The 15,556-nt window shown below is 61.5% G+C and carries 21 protein-coding genes; 5 read left to right on the plus strand and 16 right to left on the minus strand.

Annotated features, from left to right (window positions below; translation table 11 throughout):
* The 14 genes from rpmJ to WBF69_RS11205 all read right to left on the minus strand — a co-directional run.
* On the minus strand, positions 1-66 hold a 66-nt coding region (gene rpmJ / locus WBF69_RS11140; RefSeq protein ID WP_424264165.1), incomplete at its 3' end, for a 50S ribosomal protein L36.
* 28 nt (positions 67-94) lie between these two features.
* Complete coding sequence (infA, locus tag WBF69_RS11145) at positions 95-313, minus strand: translation initiation factor IF-1 (RefSeq protein WP_298014710.1); 219 nt, start codon at positions 311-313, stop codon at positions 95-97.
* A gap of 5 nt (positions 314-318) precedes the next feature.
* Positions 319-1,641 (minus strand): preprotein translocase subunit SecY, encoded by a 1,323-nt coding sequence (gene secY, locus WBF69_RS11150; protein WP_424264134.1) that lies wholly within the window; start codon positions 1,639-1,641, stop codon positions 319-321.
* 10 nt (positions 1,642-1,651) lie between these two features.
* Positions 1,652-2,092, minus strand: coding sequence for a 50S ribosomal protein L15 (gene rplO, locus WBF69_RS11155; protein ID WP_424264136.1), 441 nt, complete (start codon positions 2,090-2,092; stop codon positions 1,652-1,654).
* 14 nt (positions 2,093-2,106) lie between these two features.
* Complete coding sequence (gene rpmD / locus WBF69_RS11160; protein WP_066454712.1) at positions 2,107-2,292, minus strand: 50S ribosomal protein L30; 186 nt, start codon at positions 2,290-2,292, stop codon at positions 2,107-2,109.
* A gap of 3 nt (positions 2,293-2,295) precedes the next feature.
* Positions 2,296-2,817, minus strand: coding sequence for a 30S ribosomal protein S5 (gene rpsE / locus WBF69_RS11165; protein WP_424264138.1), 522 nt, complete (start codon positions 2,815-2,817; stop codon positions 2,296-2,298).
* A gap of 9 nt (positions 2,818-2,826) precedes the next feature.
* On the minus strand, positions 2,827-3,192 hold the full coding sequence (gene rplR / locus WBF69_RS11170; RefSeq protein ID WP_323018668.1) for a 50S ribosomal protein L18: 366 nt from the start codon (positions 3,190-3,192) through the stop codon (positions 2,827-2,829).
* Between the two features lie 21 nt (positions 3,193-3,213).
* The gene (gene rplF, locus WBF69_RS11175; RefSeq protein WP_424264140.1) at positions 3,214-3,747 is read right to left on the minus strand and encodes a 50S ribosomal protein L6; all 534 of its coding nucleotides are present in this window, start codon (positions 3,745-3,747) and stop codon (positions 3,214-3,216) included.
* A gap of 12 nt (positions 3,748-3,759) precedes the next feature.
* Positions 3,760-4,155, minus strand: coding sequence for a 30S ribosomal protein S8 (gene rpsH, locus WBF69_RS11180; RefSeq protein WP_323018670.1), 396 nt, complete (start codon positions 4,153-4,155; stop codon positions 3,760-3,762).
* An 11-nt stretch (positions 4,156-4,166) separates the two neighbouring features.
* Positions 4,167-4,472, minus strand: a complete 306-nt coding sequence (rpsN, locus tag WBF69_RS11185; protein ID WP_424264143.1) for a 30S ribosomal protein S14 — start codon at positions 4,470-4,472, stop codon at positions 4,167-4,169.
* 9 nt (positions 4,473-4,481) lie between these two features.
* On the minus strand, positions 4,482-5,021 hold the full coding sequence (gene rplE, locus WBF69_RS11190; protein ID WP_424264145.1) for a 50S ribosomal protein L5: 540 nt from the start codon (positions 5,019-5,021) through the stop codon (positions 4,482-4,484).
* Between the two features lie 12 nt (positions 5,022-5,033).
* Positions 5,034-5,354 carry a 50S ribosomal protein L24 gene (gene rplX, locus WBF69_RS11195; RefSeq protein WP_424264147.1) on the minus strand — a complete coding sequence of 107 codons (321 nt, stop codon included), beginning with the start codon at positions 5,352-5,354 and terminating at the stop codon, positions 5,034-5,036.
* A 10-nt stretch (positions 5,355-5,364) separates the two neighbouring features.
* Positions 5,365-5,733, minus strand: a complete 369-nt coding sequence (gene rplN / locus WBF69_RS11200; RefSeq protein WP_153231433.1) for a 50S ribosomal protein L14 — start codon at positions 5,731-5,733, stop codon at positions 5,365-5,367.
* A 308-nt stretch (positions 5,734-6,041) separates the two neighbouring features.
* Positions 6,042-7,934, minus strand: coding sequence for an EAL domain-containing protein (locus tag WBF69_RS11205; RefSeq protein ID WP_424264149.1), 1,893 nt, complete (start codon positions 7,932-7,934; stop codon positions 6,042-6,044).
* Between the two features lie 172 nt (positions 7,935-8,106).
* Between WBF69_RS11205 and WBF69_RS11210 the strand changes: the two genes are divergently transcribed.
* From WBF69_RS11210 to WBF69_RS11230, 5 genes are all read left to right on the plus strand, one after another.
* Positions 8,107-8,856, plus strand: coding sequence for a TetR/AcrR family transcriptional regulator (locus WBF69_RS11210; RefSeq protein ID WP_424264151.1), 750 nt, complete (start codon positions 8,107-8,109; stop codon positions 8,854-8,856).
* A 218-nt stretch (positions 8,857-9,074) separates the two neighbouring features.
* Positions 9,075-10,418: an OmpP1/FadL family transporter gene (locus WBF69_RS11215; RefSeq protein ID WP_424264153.1), complete on the plus strand. Its 1,344-nt coding sequence runs from the start codon at positions 9,075-9,077 to the stop codon at positions 10,416-10,418.
* Between the two features lie 73 nt (positions 10,419-10,491).
* On the plus strand, positions 10,492-11,019 hold the full coding sequence (locus WBF69_RS11220; protein ID WP_424264155.1) for a DUF4442 domain-containing protein: 528 nt from the start codon (positions 10,492-10,494) through the stop codon (positions 11,017-11,019).
* Positions 11,016-11,669 carry a chalcone isomerase family protein gene (locus WBF69_RS11225; RefSeq protein WP_424264157.1) on the plus strand — a complete coding sequence of 218 codons (654 nt, stop codon included), beginning with the start codon at positions 11,016-11,018 and terminating at the stop codon, positions 11,667-11,669. Before WBF69_RS11220 ends, WBF69_RS11225 begins: the two co-directional genes overlap by 4 nt.
* 31 nt (positions 11,670-11,700) lie before the next feature.
* A complete protein-coding gene (locus WBF69_RS11230) occupies positions 11,701-13,386 on the plus strand; it encodes an AMP-binding protein (protein WP_424264159.1) in 1,686 nt (561 codons plus the stop codon).
* Positions 13,387-13,394: 8 nt separating this feature from the next.
* Here the strand turns inward: WBF69_RS11230 and WBF69_RS11235 are convergent, their stop codons facing one another.
* Both WBF69_RS11235 and ggt read right to left on the minus strand, forming a co-directional pair.
* The gene (locus tag WBF69_RS11235) at positions 13,395-13,805 is read right to left on the minus strand and encodes a ribonucleotide reductase subunit alpha (protein WP_424264161.1); all 411 of its coding nucleotides are present in this window, start codon (positions 13,803-13,805) and stop codon (positions 13,395-13,397) included.
* 107 nt (positions 13,806-13,912) lie between these two features.
* Positions 13,913-15,556 (minus strand): gamma-glutamyltransferase (ggt, locus tag WBF69_RS11240; protein WP_424264163.1); only part of this gene is annotated, 1,644 nt, incomplete at its 5' end.

Genomic DNA, 15,556 nt, shown 5'->3' on the forward strand with positions numbered 1-15,556 from the left:
CACGCCGTGACGTTTAATGATTTTGCAGTTGCGGCAGATCCGCTTTACCGATGCCATTACCTTCATGGGATTCTCCTGGTTTTTGACCGGCCGCCTATTTGGAGCGGAAAACTATCCTGGCGCGCGACAGATCATAGGGCGTGAGCTCCACTGTGACCTTGTCACCCGGAAGGATCCGGATATAGTGCATACGCATCTTGCCTGAAATATGGCCCAGCACCATGTGACCGTTTTCCAGCTTGACACGAAACGTTGCGTTGGGAAGGTTTTCCACGACCTCCCCTTGCATCTGAATGACGTCGTCCTTAGACATGATTGTTATCGCATCGGAAGACCCGCGCCCTTGAAGTTCGCCTTCCGGAGCAACGAATCATACTGTTGGGACATAACATAGGCCTGAGCCTGGGCCATGAAATCCATGGCGACGACGACAATAATCAGTAGCGAGGTACCGCCGAAATAGAACGGCACATTCCAGCGCATCTGCATCAATTCGGGTAACAGACACACCAGCGTGACATAGACCGCCCCCGACAGCGTCAAGCGCATCAGGATCTTGTCGATGTAGCGGGCAGTCTGTTCACCGGGCCGGATGCCGGGCACAAACGCGCCGCTTTTCTTCAGGTTGTCTGCTGTCTCGCGGCTATTGAATACCAACGCCGTATAAAAGAAGCAGAAGAAAATGATCAGACCGGAATACAGCGTCACATACAGCGGCTGACGCGGCGACAGGGCCGCAGCCAGATCACCCAGCCAACGCATGTTCGGATTGCTGGCAAACCAGCTGGTCACCGTGGCGGGCAACAGGATGATGGACGACGCAAAGATCGGCGGAATCACCCCGGACATGTTCAGCTTCAGCGGCAGGTGCGAGGACTGGCCGCCATAGAGCTTATTGCCGACTTGGCGCTTCGCGTAGTTCACGGTGATGCGACGCTGACCGCGTTCGACATACACCACGAAATACGTGACGGCGACCACCAAGGCCAGGATGAACAAGGCTGCCAGCACCGACATCGCATCCGTGCGAACCAGATCCAGCATCCCGCCCAGCGCACCGGGCAGACCCGCTACGATCCCAGCGAAGATCAGCAGCGAAATGCCATTGCCCAAGCCGCGCTCGGTGATTTGCTCGCCCAGCCACATCAAGAACATGGAACCGGTCACCAGCGTCACGATGGTCGTAAAGCGGAACAACAGCCCCGGATCAATGACCAGGCCCGGCTGCGATTCCAGAGCGACGGAAATCCCCACCGCCTGGAACAACGCCAGAAACACCGTGCCGTAGCGCGTGTACTGCGTGATCTTGCGCTGCCCGGACTGGCCTTCTTTCTTGATGGCTTCCAACGCAGGCACCACCACCACCAGCAACTGCATGATGATGGCCGCCGAAATGTACGGCATGATCCCCAGGGCCAGCACGGAGAACCGTTCCAGCGCCCCGCCGGAGAACATGTTGAACAGCCCCAGAATGCCGCCTTGGTTCTGTTGGAACAGATCTGCCAACGAATCGGGATTGATGCCCGGCACGGGGATGTGCGTCCCCATGCGGTAGACGATCAGGGCCAGCACGAGAAACAGGATGCGGCGCTTGAGATCGCCGTATCCTGCGCTGGGCTTATGTGCCTGAGCTTTCGCCACTGCTGCCCCTTTAAGCCAGCGAACCGCCGGCGGCTTCGATCGCGGCGCGAGCGCCGGCCGTTGCAGTGATGCCTTTCAGATCGACCTTGCGGCTGATCTCGCCGGTCTTGATGACCTTGACGTAACGCACCAGTTCACCCACCAGGCCAGCGGCCTTGAGCACCTGCACATCGATGTCATCGATGGGCAGCGCTTGCAGGTCGGACAGACGGATCTCAGCCTTCAGGTGGCGACCCAGCGGCGTAAAGCCACGCTTGGGCAGACGACGCTGCAACGGCATCTGGCCGCCTTCGAAACCGACCTTGTGGAAACCACCGGCACGGGATTTCTGACCTTTGTGGCCGCGGCCACCGGTCTTGCCCAGGCCGGAGCCGATGCCACGGCCCACGCGACGGCGCGGACGCTTGGCGCCTTCGGCGGGCGCGAGTGTATTCAGTTGAGTGACGGACATCTGAATTCCTTTGTTCAGGCTTCCGAGACCGTGACCAGATAATCCACCTTGCGGATCATCCCACGTACCTCGGGAGTATCGATCAGAACGCGGCTGCTGTTGACCTTGCCCAAACCCAGACCACGCACAGTAGCGCGGTGGGATTTATGAGTGCCGATCACGGAGCGCACGAGCGTGACTTTGATTTGCTTCTGTGCCATGTCTTACCCCAGAATTTCTTCGACGGATTTGCCGCGCTTGGCAGCGATTTCCGCCGGGGTGGAGCAGGCGCGCAGACCATTCAGCGTGGCGCGCACCATGTTGTAGGGGTTGCTGGAGCCGAGGCTCTTGGCCACGACGTTACGCACACCCATGACTTCGAAGATCGCGCGCATCGGGCCGCCGGCGATCACGCCGGTACCTTCAGCAGCCGGCGAAATCAGAACGGTGGAAGCGCCATGCTTGCCCACCACGGTGTGGTGCAGCGTGCCGTTCTTCAAGGAGACCTTGAGCAGACCGCGACGGGCCTGTTCCATTGCCTTTTGAACCGCCACCGGCACTTCGCGGGCCTTGCCCTTGCCCATGCCGATGCGACCATCGCCGTCACCAACCACGGTCAGCGCAGCGAAGCTCATGGTGCGACCACCCTTGACGACCTTTCTGACGCGGTTGACCGCGATCATTTTTTCGCGCATGCCGTCGTCGCGTTCCTGCTCGGCGGCGTGCTTGCCTTGTGCTTTAGCCATGTGATTCCCTTAGAACTTCAAGCCGGCTTCACGCGCGGCTTCGGCCAGCGCCTTGACGCGGCCATGGTAACGGAAGCCCGAGCGGTCGAAAGCGACGAGCTCGATACCGGCAGCCTTGGCCTTTTCAGCCACAAGCTTGCCGACCAGGCTGGCGGCGGCGGCATTGCCCCCGTTGGCCTTCTGGCTGGCGAGTTCCTTGCGGAGCGCGGGCTCGAGCGTGGAAACGCTGACGAGCACACGATCGCCTTCCGGAGAAATGATGTTGGCGTAGATGTGCAGATTCGTGCGATGCACCGCCAGGCGATGCACACGCAGCTCGTGAATCTTGCGGCGGGTAGCCGCAGCACGACGCAAACGGGAGAGTTTCTTGTCCATGATTCGTCCTTGCCTGCGTGCTTATTTCTTCTTGGTTTCCTTCAGGATGACGCGCTCGTCCGCATATCGCACGCCCTTGCCCTTATAGGGTTCGGGTTCGCGATAGGCGCGGATTTCGGCGGCCACCTGACCGACAACCTGTTTGTCGGCGCCCTTGACCACGACTTCAGTCTGGGACGGACATTCGATCTTGATCCCGGCGGGGATCTCGTGCAACACGTCGTGCGAAAAGCCCAGTTGCAGCTTCAGCACATTGCCCTGGACCTGAGCGCGGAAACCCACGCCCACCAGGTTCAGACGGCGCTCGAAACCAGCGCTGACACCAGTCACCATGTTATTGACCAGCGCACGCATAGTGCCGGACATCGCATTGGCCTGACGGGAATCATTGGCAACGGCAAACGTCAGTTGGCCGTCTTCCTGAGAGATGCGAACGTTGCCGTCCAACGACTGGCTCAGGGTGCCCAGCGGGCCCTTGACGGAAATCTGACCGGCGCTGATCGTGGCTTCGACGCCTTTGGGCAGCGCGACGGGATATTTGGCGATACGTGACATAGTAAATTCCCCTTATGCCACGTAGCAGAGCACTTCGCCGCCAACACCGGTGGCACGGGCCTTGCGGTCCGTCATGACGCCACGCGGGGTGGAAACAATCGCCACGCCCAGGCCGTTCATGACCTGCGGAATGGTGGTGCTGCTCTTGTAGATGCGCAGGCCGGGACGCGAGACGCGGTCGATGCGCTCGATCACCGGGCGACCGGCATAATATTTCAAGGTGATTTCCAGTTGCGGCTTGGCTTGTTCGCCCGCCACGCGGAAATCGTCAATGTAGCCTTCGTCTTTCAGCACTGCCGCAATAGCGGCTTTCAGCTTAGAGGAGGGCATGGAAACCGACGTCTTGTTGACCATTTGTGCGTTACGCACGCGGGTCAGCATATCGGCGATGGGATCGCTCATGCTCATGTGTGATTCTCCTACCAGCTGGCCTTGGTCATGCCCGGCACTTCGCCGCGCATGGCCATTTCACGCAGTTTGTGACGCGTCAGCCCGAACTTGCTGAACACGCCGCGGGAGCGCCCCGTCACCACGCAGCGATTACGCTGGCGGGTGGGGTTGGCGTTGCGCGGCAGCTGCTGCAGGGCCAGACGAGCCTGATAACGCTCTTCGTCGGATTTGGACTGATCGGCGATGATCGCCTTCAGTGCCGTGCGCTTTGCCGCGAATTTCTCAGCCAGCTTGGCGCGCTTGATGTCACGATTGATGAGGGAAAGTTTTGCCACGTCAGCCCCTTAGTTGCGGAAGGGGAAGCTGAATGCGCTCAAGAGCGCCTTGGCTTCCTCGTCGGTCTTTGCGGTGGTGGTGATGCTGATGTTCATCCCGCGCACGGCATCGATCTTGTCGTATTCGATTTCCGGGAAGATGATCTGTTCCTTCACCCCGATGTTGTAGTTGCCGCGGCCATCAAAGGCACGACCCGACACACCACGGAAGTCGCGCACGCGCGGCAGGGCGATGGAGATCAGACGATCCAGGAATTCATACATACGCTGGCCGCGCAGGGTGACCATGCAGCCAATCGGATAGTCTTCACGAATCTTGAAGCCGGCAATGGCTTTGCGGGTTTTCGTGATGACGGGTTTCTGACCAGCAATCTTGGTCATGTCGCCGACGGCGTTTTCGATGATCTTCTTGTCGGACACGGCCTCGGACACACCCATGTTCAGGGTGATCTTGGTGATGCGAGGCACTTGCATGATCGACTGATAGCCGAATTGCGCCTTCAGGTCGCCTGCGACCTGGTTGCGGTAGAAGTCTTGTAAACGAGCCATTTGGTGCGCCCCTTATGCCTTCGCGCCAACGACAGCGCCGTTGGAGCGGAAAATGCGGACCTTGGCGCCGTCTACGACCTTGACGCCGATGCGGTCGCCCTTGCCGGTTTCCGGGTTGTAGACCGCCACATTGGAGATATGGATGGGCAGGGTCTTGTCAACGATGCCGCCGGGCGTGCCAGCCATGGGATTGCCCTTGGCGTGCTTCTTGACGACATTGATGCCCTCGACCAACACGTGGTCTTCATCGACGCGCGCCACGACAGTGCCTCGGCGGCTACGGTCACGACCGGCCAACACGATGACTTCGTCGCCTTTACGAATATTTTGCATGATCTGCTCCTTACAGCACTTCGGGCGCCAGGGACACGATCTTCATGAACTTTTCGGTACGCAGTTCACGGGTGACCGGTCCGAAAATACGCGTGCCGATGGGTTCGAGTTTCGCATTGAGCAACACGGCCGCATTGCCGCCGAAGCGGATCAAGGAACCATCCTTGCGGCGCACGCCCTTGGCGGTACGCACCACCACGGCGTTGTAGATTTCACCTTTTTTCACGCGCCCGCGAGGTGCTGCTTCTTTGACGGTCACTTTGATGACGTCGCCAATGGCGGCATAGCGGCGCTTCGAGCCACCCAACACTTTGATGCACATGACGGAACGCGCACCTGTGTTGTCGGCCACGTCCAGCGTGGTCTGCATTTGGATCATGATTTTTCCTGTTCCAACTTAACAACGAAGCCCAGAGCATTTACCCTTAGACATCGCAGCCAGTTTTGGTCCCGTCAAGCCGACGCACCTTGCCGCGCGCGGGCTCTGGGTTGAAATTCCTGTTAGCGCAAAAGATTTTGCGCATAAACGAGATTACCAACTCGGCCATCATCCGGCCAATCCGCAAGCCACCGTATTGTCGATGTCCTGCAATGGAATGCAGCTGGCTGATAAACCAAGACAGCAATTATAGACAGAAACCCACAAAGAAAGCAATGGGTCTGTCGATAATTTGTTGCCATGCGGCATTAAGGCAGGCGCGGCAGCCCGCCATATTCCATCACCATATGCCGGGTGGCGTCGTCGTCGGCGTCATCGACATAGACCCGCATGCCCATGCCGATGGCGGTTTCCGTGACCGCAACCATCATCTGGACCCCGCCTGGGCTGGACAGCAACTCGCGGACAAAGGCGCCGCCCAGCTTCACATAGGCGAAGTCGACCTCGTGGATTTTGCGCAAGGCATCGGGCTGCTGATCCAGGCCGCGCAAACCCACCGAGATCCCGGTTTCGATCAGGCCCTGCGCAAAGGACTTGAAGGCATCCAGATGGCGGCTAAGGCCGTAGGCGTCCAGTTCCACGACCACGCGTCGCAGCAGCTCGGGATCCGCATAGGCGCATACGCTGCGGACCTCGCCCAGATATTGGGCATCCAGAATAGAGGACATGGACATGCGCACCACCAGGATGCCGGGGTGCTCGCCCAGCCAGCTCAGGGCCAGCGCCAGGGCGCGCATATCGCAATCCGAGGACAGCCCCAATCGCGCGGCCGCCGGCATGAACAGATAGCCGGACATCGGCGGCTGCTCGCCGTCGCCTTCCTGCAGGCTGAGCGATGCCTCGTGGCGATCCGCGATGTCGTCGCCTTCGTATTGCACGGGTCTCACGTCCAGCGCCAGACGATCTTGATCCAGCGCCTGGGAGATCAAGGCGCGCCAGGAGGCTTCTCCCATGCGCAGTTCGCCGGTGTCGCGATCCGCATGCGATAGGAATTCAACCTCGGCATGGCCGGCGCTTTCCGCGCACATCAGGGCCAGATCCAGCCGTGTCAGGACTTCTTTGGTCGTGCACTGAACGGTATAGTCCGTCAGGGCGAATGCCCAGCGCGACAGATTCTGGCTATCCAGCTTGACCCGCAAGGTTTCGAACAATTCATGCAGGCGCTGGACGGGGCGCATGACCTCGGGCCCCCCGCCCACCGGCAACAAGATGGCGAAATCTGCGCCATTGAGCCGTGCCGGCAAGGCCTGCGCTTTGGGGTAGTCCGCCAGCACCTCGATCAGGCGGCTGCCCAGCAGGCGCAGCCAGTCAGCGATTTCCTGTCGATCGCTTTGATTCTGCAGTCGCGCCATGTCGCGCTGACGCACCAACAGCACATAGCCGCTGACCGCGCCCTGGCGTGAATCGTCCCGCAAGACACGCTTCAGTTCGTTCAGGAAGTAGGCTCGATTGGCCAGCCCCGTCACCGGATCGCGATTGAGCTCTATTTCCAGCTGCTCGATACGCGCCATCTGCTCATCCATGGTCGGCGGCACCCGCTCGCGGACCTCGTCGAGCAGTTCTGCGTTGTCGACGGGTTCAGTCTGCTTGACCTTGATCTCGGGAGATTCCGCCGCCGCATCCTGCAGGGCGTAACGCAGCCGCGATAGCAGCGCCGCCAGAAATAGCGCCCAGAACGCCGCTATCCCCAAGGCCAGCCACAACCACTGGACAACATGCGCCCACAACGCATCACGCGCCGGCGCGGCGTCCAGCATCAGGCTGAGCCGCCCCACCCCACCAATCTGACGCTGCGCCTGATGCGGCTGAATATGCCCCCAGGCGGCGAACCAGGCAGGCGCTGCGGCAGCCGCCGAAGACGTGCGGCGGGCCTGGAACACGGACGCGCCGTCATCAGCCCGCAAAGACAGATCCGCAAACCTGCCCTGCTGGAAGGCGGCCTCCAGGACGCGCACCTGAGCCGCCTGATCGGGCTGTGCGCTGACCAGCAAGGCCAACGTCGCAACCGCATTTTCACCATCGCTTTGCAACTGGCCATCCAGTTGCCTATCCATTAGCTGTGTGCCGATCGCCAGCATACCGACCAGGATGCAAGCGATTACCAGCGTCGAAATCACCAGCAGCTGTCGCACGGATGCCATCACGCGTCCCTTACTTACTTTGTCACGAATCATGAAAGTGTATCCTTTGCGGTGCAAAACCCCAAGACGCGCACAGCTCGCTCTGATGCATCGACGGTTTATCTAAGGGGTAACACGGATACCGTTCCCAGGCGGCTTGTGTATAGTTTTAAAACAAACGTTTGAAATACACATGACAATCTCTCGAGCGACTCTCACCCGCGATGCCATTCTCGATGCTGCCGAACGCCTGTTCGCCGAGCAAGGGCACGATAAAACCTCGATGCGCCAGATCACCAAAGCCGCAGAGGTGAACCTGTCCGCCGTCAATTATCACTTCGGCTCCAAAGATGCCTTGATCGAGGCCGTCTTCCAACGCCGTCTCGACGCTCTGAACAACGAGCGCCTGCGCATCCTGGACACGCTGGAGGTCCAGGCCCAAGGCCAACCGCTGAAACCCTCCGCCATCGTCGAGGCCTACTTCGGACCGCTGGTGCGTCACGCCTGCAGCGCCGGGGCCGAACGCCGCGCCTTCATGCCGCTGCAAAGCTGCAACCTGTCCGACCCCAGCGGCGCCATTACCGCGCTGTTCGAAGCCGAACGATCGGTCGTGGCCCATCGTTTCACGCGGGCCTTGCTGACCTCCCTGCCGGGCGTGCCCGAAGCCGAGATCGTCTGGCGCTTCCACTTCATGTTGGGCGCCACGGCCTACGCCATCATGGGCGCCGACAGTTCCAGCCAGGTGATGAACCTGCACGGCGACACAGGCCTGGACGCGAATGTCCTGCTGAATCGCCTGATGGCCTTTTTGCTGGGCGGCCTGCGGGCGCCGCTGCCCGCCCAGATCTCACCCTCGTCCAGCCTGCAGGCTGGACAAGTCCATGCGCAGACCGACCGCACCCCGGGGGTGACGGACGGACGCCATTCTTCCTCACCACTTTAGGGGGCTTCGATGAAACCACACGATGAATGACCCCCGTCTAATGCCGGCCTGATCCCGGTTTTTCCCTGAAGTGTCCTTTACGTTGTGCCGACCGGCACGACGGGGGTTTTTGCGCACTCAAAAAATTCTGAATGCAATGCCTTACGGCACGGCACGGGTTTCTGCACGCCAAATTTTTAAGGGCAAATGCCTAATCTTCCATTCTTGGAGACAACACCATGAGACTGCAACATTCGATCAAGACCCTGTCGGCGCTGATCATCGGCTTGGGCGCCATCGGCACCGTCCACGCGGCGGGCTTCCAGCTGCTGGAACAAAACGCCAGCGGCATCGGCAACGCCTACGCGGGTTCCGCCGCCATCGGCGAAAACGCCAGCGCCAACTTCTTCAACCCCGCCAGCATCACCCTGCTGCCGGGCATGAACGTCAGCGCCGGTGCGGTGGCGATCAAGCCCAGCTTCAAGTTCTCGGATGGCGGCAGCACCGGGCCGACGCACTTCGGCGGCAATAACCTAGGGCCGTTCGGCGGCAGGCCGACTGGCGGGATCGGCGCGGGCGACGCCGGTTCCTGGGCTGCCCTGCCCAACGCCCACTTCACCTGGGAAGTGAACCCGCGCACCTGGCTGGGCCTGAGCGTGGGCGCGCCTTTCGGCCTGGTGACCGAATACGAGAAAGGCTGGGCGGGGCGCTACCACTCGGAAAAATTCGCCATCGAAAGCATCAACATCAATCCGTCCATCGCCTTCAAGGCCACCGACACCTTGTCCATCGGCGTGGGGGTGAACTGGATGCAGCTGGATGCGGACTACAGGAAGGCGCAATACGCATTCGTGGGCGCTGGTGCTGGTCTTAACGGCGATCTGGAGGCCCGCGTCAAGGCCAAGGGCGACGGCTGGGGCTGGAACGCCGGCATCATGTGGCAGGCTACGCCGGACACGCGCTTCGGTCTGTCCTATCGTTCCAAGGTCAAGATCAATGCCGACGGCACCACCAAAGTCAGCAACCGCTCGCTTAATGCAGCGGCAGCGGGGGGACTCACCGCAATGGGCGTCATCGGCACTCACAATGCCGAGACCACCGTCGAACTGCCTGATTCCGCCATCCTCAGCGTGGTCCATCAGCTGAACGACCGCTGGACTCTGCTGGGCGACGTGGCCTGGACGGGCTGGAGCAGCATCCCGGCCCTGAAGATCAAGAACACCGGCATCCCGAACGCCGAGCTGGACCTGCGCTTCAAGGATGCCTGGCGTTTGTCTTTGGGCGCGAACTACCGCTACAGCGACAGCTGGACCTTCAAGGGCGGCGTGGCCTGGGACCAGTCGCCGGTGCAAGACGAGGCCTTCCGCCCCGCCTCATTGCCGGATAACGACCGCTACTGGGTGTCCTTGGGCGCGCAGTACAACTTCAGCAAGAACACCGCCATCGACGTCGGCTATGCCCACCTGTTCGTGAAGAACACCTCGGTCAACAATACGTCCGACCCTAAAGGCGCGGGCGTGCTGAAGGGCGACTACAAGAGCAGCGCGGACATCATCGGCGTGCAGTTTTCGCACCGCTTCTGATCGGCGACGCGATGAACCCGGCAAACCGCCTGCTGCACACGCTGCATGTTGATGCATCAGGCGGGGCGCCCGCATGAAGCTGTCCCAGTTGTCCCGCCTGCCGCCTCGGTGGCAGGCGCGCGCGATGCGCACAGGATTCAATCTGCACCCGGCCTTCCGCGCGACGGGGGGCCGGGTGGTGTACGTCGCCCCGGACCTGCTGCATATCCGAGTACGCCTGGCCTTGACCCGGCGCACCCGCAATATTGTGGGTTCCCTATATGGCGGATCATTGTTCGCCGTCACGGACGGCATCCACGTCGGCATGCTGATGGCTCGCCTGGGACGGGACGCCATCATCTGGGACAAGGCCGCCACGATCCGCTACCGCAGACCGGCGTTCTACGCCCTGACTGCCGACTTCGTGCTGAGCGAGGCGGAATTGCAAGACATTCGCGATGCCCTGGACCGCGACCACGAAGCCGAGCGCACCTATACCGTGCTGCTGACAGGCCCGGACGGCACCGTGCATACCGAAGTGCAACGCACCATCTATGTGGCCGACAAGGCCTGGTACAAACATCACAAGCTGCGCTCCGACGCAGCAGGAGACCAAGCATGAAGACGCTGTCCACTCAAAAACAGGCCCGCCGCACGGCCCGCCTCGTCAATCCCGCCCGCCTGTTCCAGATCAGTCTGGCCGCGCTCGCCCTGACTGCCGCGTGCCTGGCCTCCCTGCCGACGGCGCAGGCCCTGACGGTCGCCACGGTCAACGTGGCCGAACAGCAGACCCTGGATGGGCAGACTCTGGCGTTGAATGGCGCGGGGCTGCGCCAGCGCTTTGTCTTTCAGGTCTATGTGGCGGCACTGTACCGCCCCACCCCCACCACCGACGTAGAAACCATTCTGAATAGCCCAGAACCGCAAGTGCTGCAGCTGACGCTTTTGCGCGATATCAACAGCAAGGCGCTGACCGATGCGCTGAACGACGGGCTGAAGGCCAATAATACCGAAAAGGAATTGGCCGCCATGTCGGCGACGATCCAGCATTTCGAGACTTTCATGGCCACCGGAGGGGAAGGCGCATCCGGCGATCAGGTCAGGATCAATTTCCAGCAAGGCAAGGTCTCGGTATCATTCAAGGGCAAGGCATTGGGCGAGGTCACGGATCCGCGATTCGCCACGGCGCTGCTGAAGGTCTGGCTGGGCGCGGCCCCGGCGCAGGAATCCCTGAAACAGGCATTGCTGGGCCAGAAACCCACTTCCAACTGATTTTTTGCAAACGCAGATAAGGAAACGCACCATGGAACGCATCTGGCTGGAACATTACCCCGAGGGGGTGCCGGCTGACATCACCGATCAGGCCGCGGCATACGGATCGCTGGTTGACCTGTTCGAAGACAGCTGCCGGCTATACGCCCACAATACGGCGTATATCAGCATGGGCGCGTCCATGAGCTACCTCCAGACCTACGAAAGAGCGCAGGCCTTCGCGGCCTGGCTGCAGTCCCAGGGGGTGGAAAAAGGCGACCGGGTCGCCCTGATGATGCCCAATCTGCTGCAATACCCCATCTGCCTGTTCGGCACGCTGATGGCCGGCGCGGTGGTGGTCAACACCAATCCACTGTACACGGCCCATGAACTGCACCATCAGCTGACCGACTCGGGGGCGACCACCGTAGTCGTGGCCGAGAATTTCGCCAATACCCTGCAGCAGGCCATGGCCATGCAGGGCACGAGCGTCAAGCGGGTCATCGTCACGTCGCTGGGTGAAATGCTGAGTTTCCCCAAAGGCCTGATCACCGATCTGGTCGTGCGCCACGTCAAGAAAATGGTGCCGGCCTGGCGCATCCCCGGCGCCGTGTCCCTGCGCCGGGTGCTGGCCGCCGGCGCTCACGCCACCTACCAGCGCCCAGCCTTGTCACATGACGATCTGGCGGCCCTGCAATACACGGGCGGCACCACCGGCGTGGCCAAGGGCGCCATGCTCAGCCACGGCAATCTGGTCTCGAACGTCTGCCAGGCCTACAGCTGGGTCAAGCCCTTCTGCCAGGGCGAGCGCGAATGCGTGGTGACCGCCCTACCGCTCTATCATATCTTCGCCCTGACAGCGAACTGCCTGACCTTCATGAAACTGGGCGCCAGCAACCTGCTGATCGTCAATCCGCGCGATATTCCCGCTTTCGTCAAGGATCTGGGCACAGTGAAATTCACGGCGCTGACCGGTGTGAACACTTTGTTCAACGCCCTGCTGAACAACCCCGATTTCGCCAAACTGGATTTCAGCAGCCTGCACACCACCCTGGGCGGCGGCATGGCCGTCCAGGAAGCCATCGCAGCGCGCTGGCTGCAAGCCACCGGCAAGCCCATCGCCCAGGCCTACGGGCTGACGGAAACTTCGCCCGCCGTCACCATCAACCCCCTGGACAAGGTGGATTTCAACGGCTCCATCGGGCTGCCGGTTTCATCCACCGACGTGGCCGTGCGCACCGATAACCGCACCATGGCCATCGGCGAATCCGGCGAGATCTGCGTCAAGGGGCCGCAGGTGACAGCCGGCTACTGGAACCGCCCGGAAGAAACCGCGAAAGTTTTCGACGCCGACGGCTGGCTGATGACGGGCGACATCGGCTACATGAACGACAAAGGCTATGTCTTCCTGCTGGACCGCAAAAAGGACATGATCCTGGTGTCGGGCTTCAATGTGTACCCGAATGAAGTCGAGGCCGCCGCGATCGAGCATCCCGGCATACTGGAAGCCGCGGCCATCGGAGTGCCCAACGGCGCGTCCGGCGAAGTCGTCAAGCTGTACGTGATCCGTAAGGACCCCAACCTGACCGAAGCCGATGTCATCGCGCACTGCCGCACGCTGCTGACCGGCTACAAGGTACCCAAATTCGTGGAATTCCGCGACGACCTGCCACGCAGCAACGTGGGCAAGATCTTGCGCAAGGAACTGCGCAAACAAGACCCGGCCGTCAAAGCCTGAAGCCCGGATCAGGCGGCCCCGAACACCAGGGGGTCGCCGCCGCGGTCAAACGCCATCAAGGATCCGATGGCGCCGTATTTGATCATCTGCGTCATGCGCTGAAACGCCAGATCCACGTCCTTGTTGTCCGGCAGATAGGCGGACTGGTCGGCCATGGCGGCAACGAACACCACCTGCCAGTCTTGCCCGGTCTGTCGGGATTCCTGGGCCAGCGCCTGGAAGTCCGTCAGTTCTGCAGGAGTCTTGTCCACGCACAGCAACGGGGTCAGCTCACCGCCTTCGCCCCTGGCATGGCTGGCTTTTTGCGCCGGCGTGGCGTCGTCGGGCACGCCGCTGGCGGCAAAGACGAACAGCAGACGCTGGGGTTCAGGCTGCTGGCGGGCCGCCCGCAACAAGTCATCGAAACAGGTGATGTTCATGGGCAGGAATCTCGCAGAAAAGGACAGGTCTCATCCTACCCGATCCCCGCCCTGCGGTGTCCCGAAGCACCGGAACACCGCAGGGATACTTGATGCGGATCAGCGCTTTACCAACCGAGCGCGGCGCCATCCGGATTGCGCGGATCCGCGGCGCCGTACATCCCCCCGTCACGGATCTGGATGGTCTGTGTGCGGCCCATCGTGGGCATGATGGAGACATGCTGGCCGTAGCCGCGCAACAGCGCCAGGGTGTCGGGGCTGAGCCCCTTTTCAACTCTCAATTGATCCGGCCACCACTGGTGGTGAAAGCGCGGTTGAGCAGCCGCTTCGGCAGGATTCATCCCGAAATCAATGGCATCGACCACCGTTTCCAGGACCGTCGTGATGATGCGGGCGCCTCCCGGGCTGCCCGTCACCAGCCAGGGGCGGCCATCCTTCATCACCAGCGTCGGTGTCATGGATGACAAAGGCCGCTTGCCTGCCTGCACGGCATTGGCCTCGCCGCCGATCAGGCCATAGACATTGGCCACACCGGGTTTGGCGGAAAAATCGTCCATCTCGTTATTGAGCAGGATGCCGGTACCGTCCGCCACGATGCCACTGCCGAAATTGGTATTCAGCGTGTAGGTCACCGCCACGGCATTGCCCTCCGAATCCGCGACCGAGAAATGCGTCGTCTGGTCGCTTTCATAGGGCTGCGGATGGCCAGGTTTGATGTCGGATGAAGGCCGTGCGCGTTTGGCATCGATGGTGGCCGCCAGCGTACGGGCATAGGTTTTGGAGATCAACCCGGCCACCGGCACTTTGACAAAATCGGTGTCCCCCAGGTATTCCGACCGGTCCGCATAGGCCAGCTTCATCGCCTCGGCCATGTGCTGGATGGTCTGGGCGCTGCCGGCCCCCCAGTCGCTGATCGGCCAGCCTTCCATCATGTTCAGGATCTGCACCAGATGGATGCCGCCGGAACTGGGCGGGGGCATCGTGACCACGCGATAGCCCCGGTAATTGCCCACGATGGGCTCACGCTCGACCACCCGGTACTGCGCCAGATCCTGCCTCGTGATCAGACCGCCGTGGCGCGCCATTTCCGCCGCGATTTTCTGGCCGATGGCGCCGCGGTAAAAGACATCGGCCCCTTGGCCGGCGATCAGGCGCAAAGAGTGCGCCAGGTCTTTTTGCACCAACCGGTCGCCTGCCTTCAGGGGCTGACCGTTACGCCAGAAAATGGCCCGGGTGGCTGGCCACTGGCCCATGGTCTTGGCGGTCTTGCCCAATGCCTCCGCCAGCGGCTGGCTGACGGTGTAGCCCTGCTCGGCCAGCCGGATGGCAGGCGCCATCACCTGCGCCAGAGTCAGTTTTCCCCAGCGCTGCTGCGCATGGGTCAGGCCGGCCACGCTGCCGGGCACCCCTACGGCCAGGTGGGTGAACAGGGAACGGCCATCGACCACCTTGCCCTGCGCATCCAGGTACATATCACGCGAGGCCTTGCCAGGCGCCATCTCGCGGAAATCCAGGGCGATGTCCTTGCCGTCCTGGGCGGTGTGCACCATCATGAAGCCCCCGCCGCCCAGATTGCCGGCATTGGGCAGCACCACGGCCAGCGTAAAACCCACGGCCACGGCGGCATCGACGGCGTTCCCGCCGGCTTTCAACATCGCCAGGCCGGCCTGGCTGGCCAGTTCCTGCTCGGACACCACCATGCCGCGACGCGCCACGACAGGATGAAACACATCCATGTCGTAGTCATAGGC

Source organism: Castellaniella sp. (assembly GCF_049673105.1).
In the GTDB taxonomy this organism is placed as follows: domain Bacteria; phylum Pseudomonadota; class Gammaproteobacteria; order Burkholderiales; family Burkholderiaceae_B; genus Castellaniella.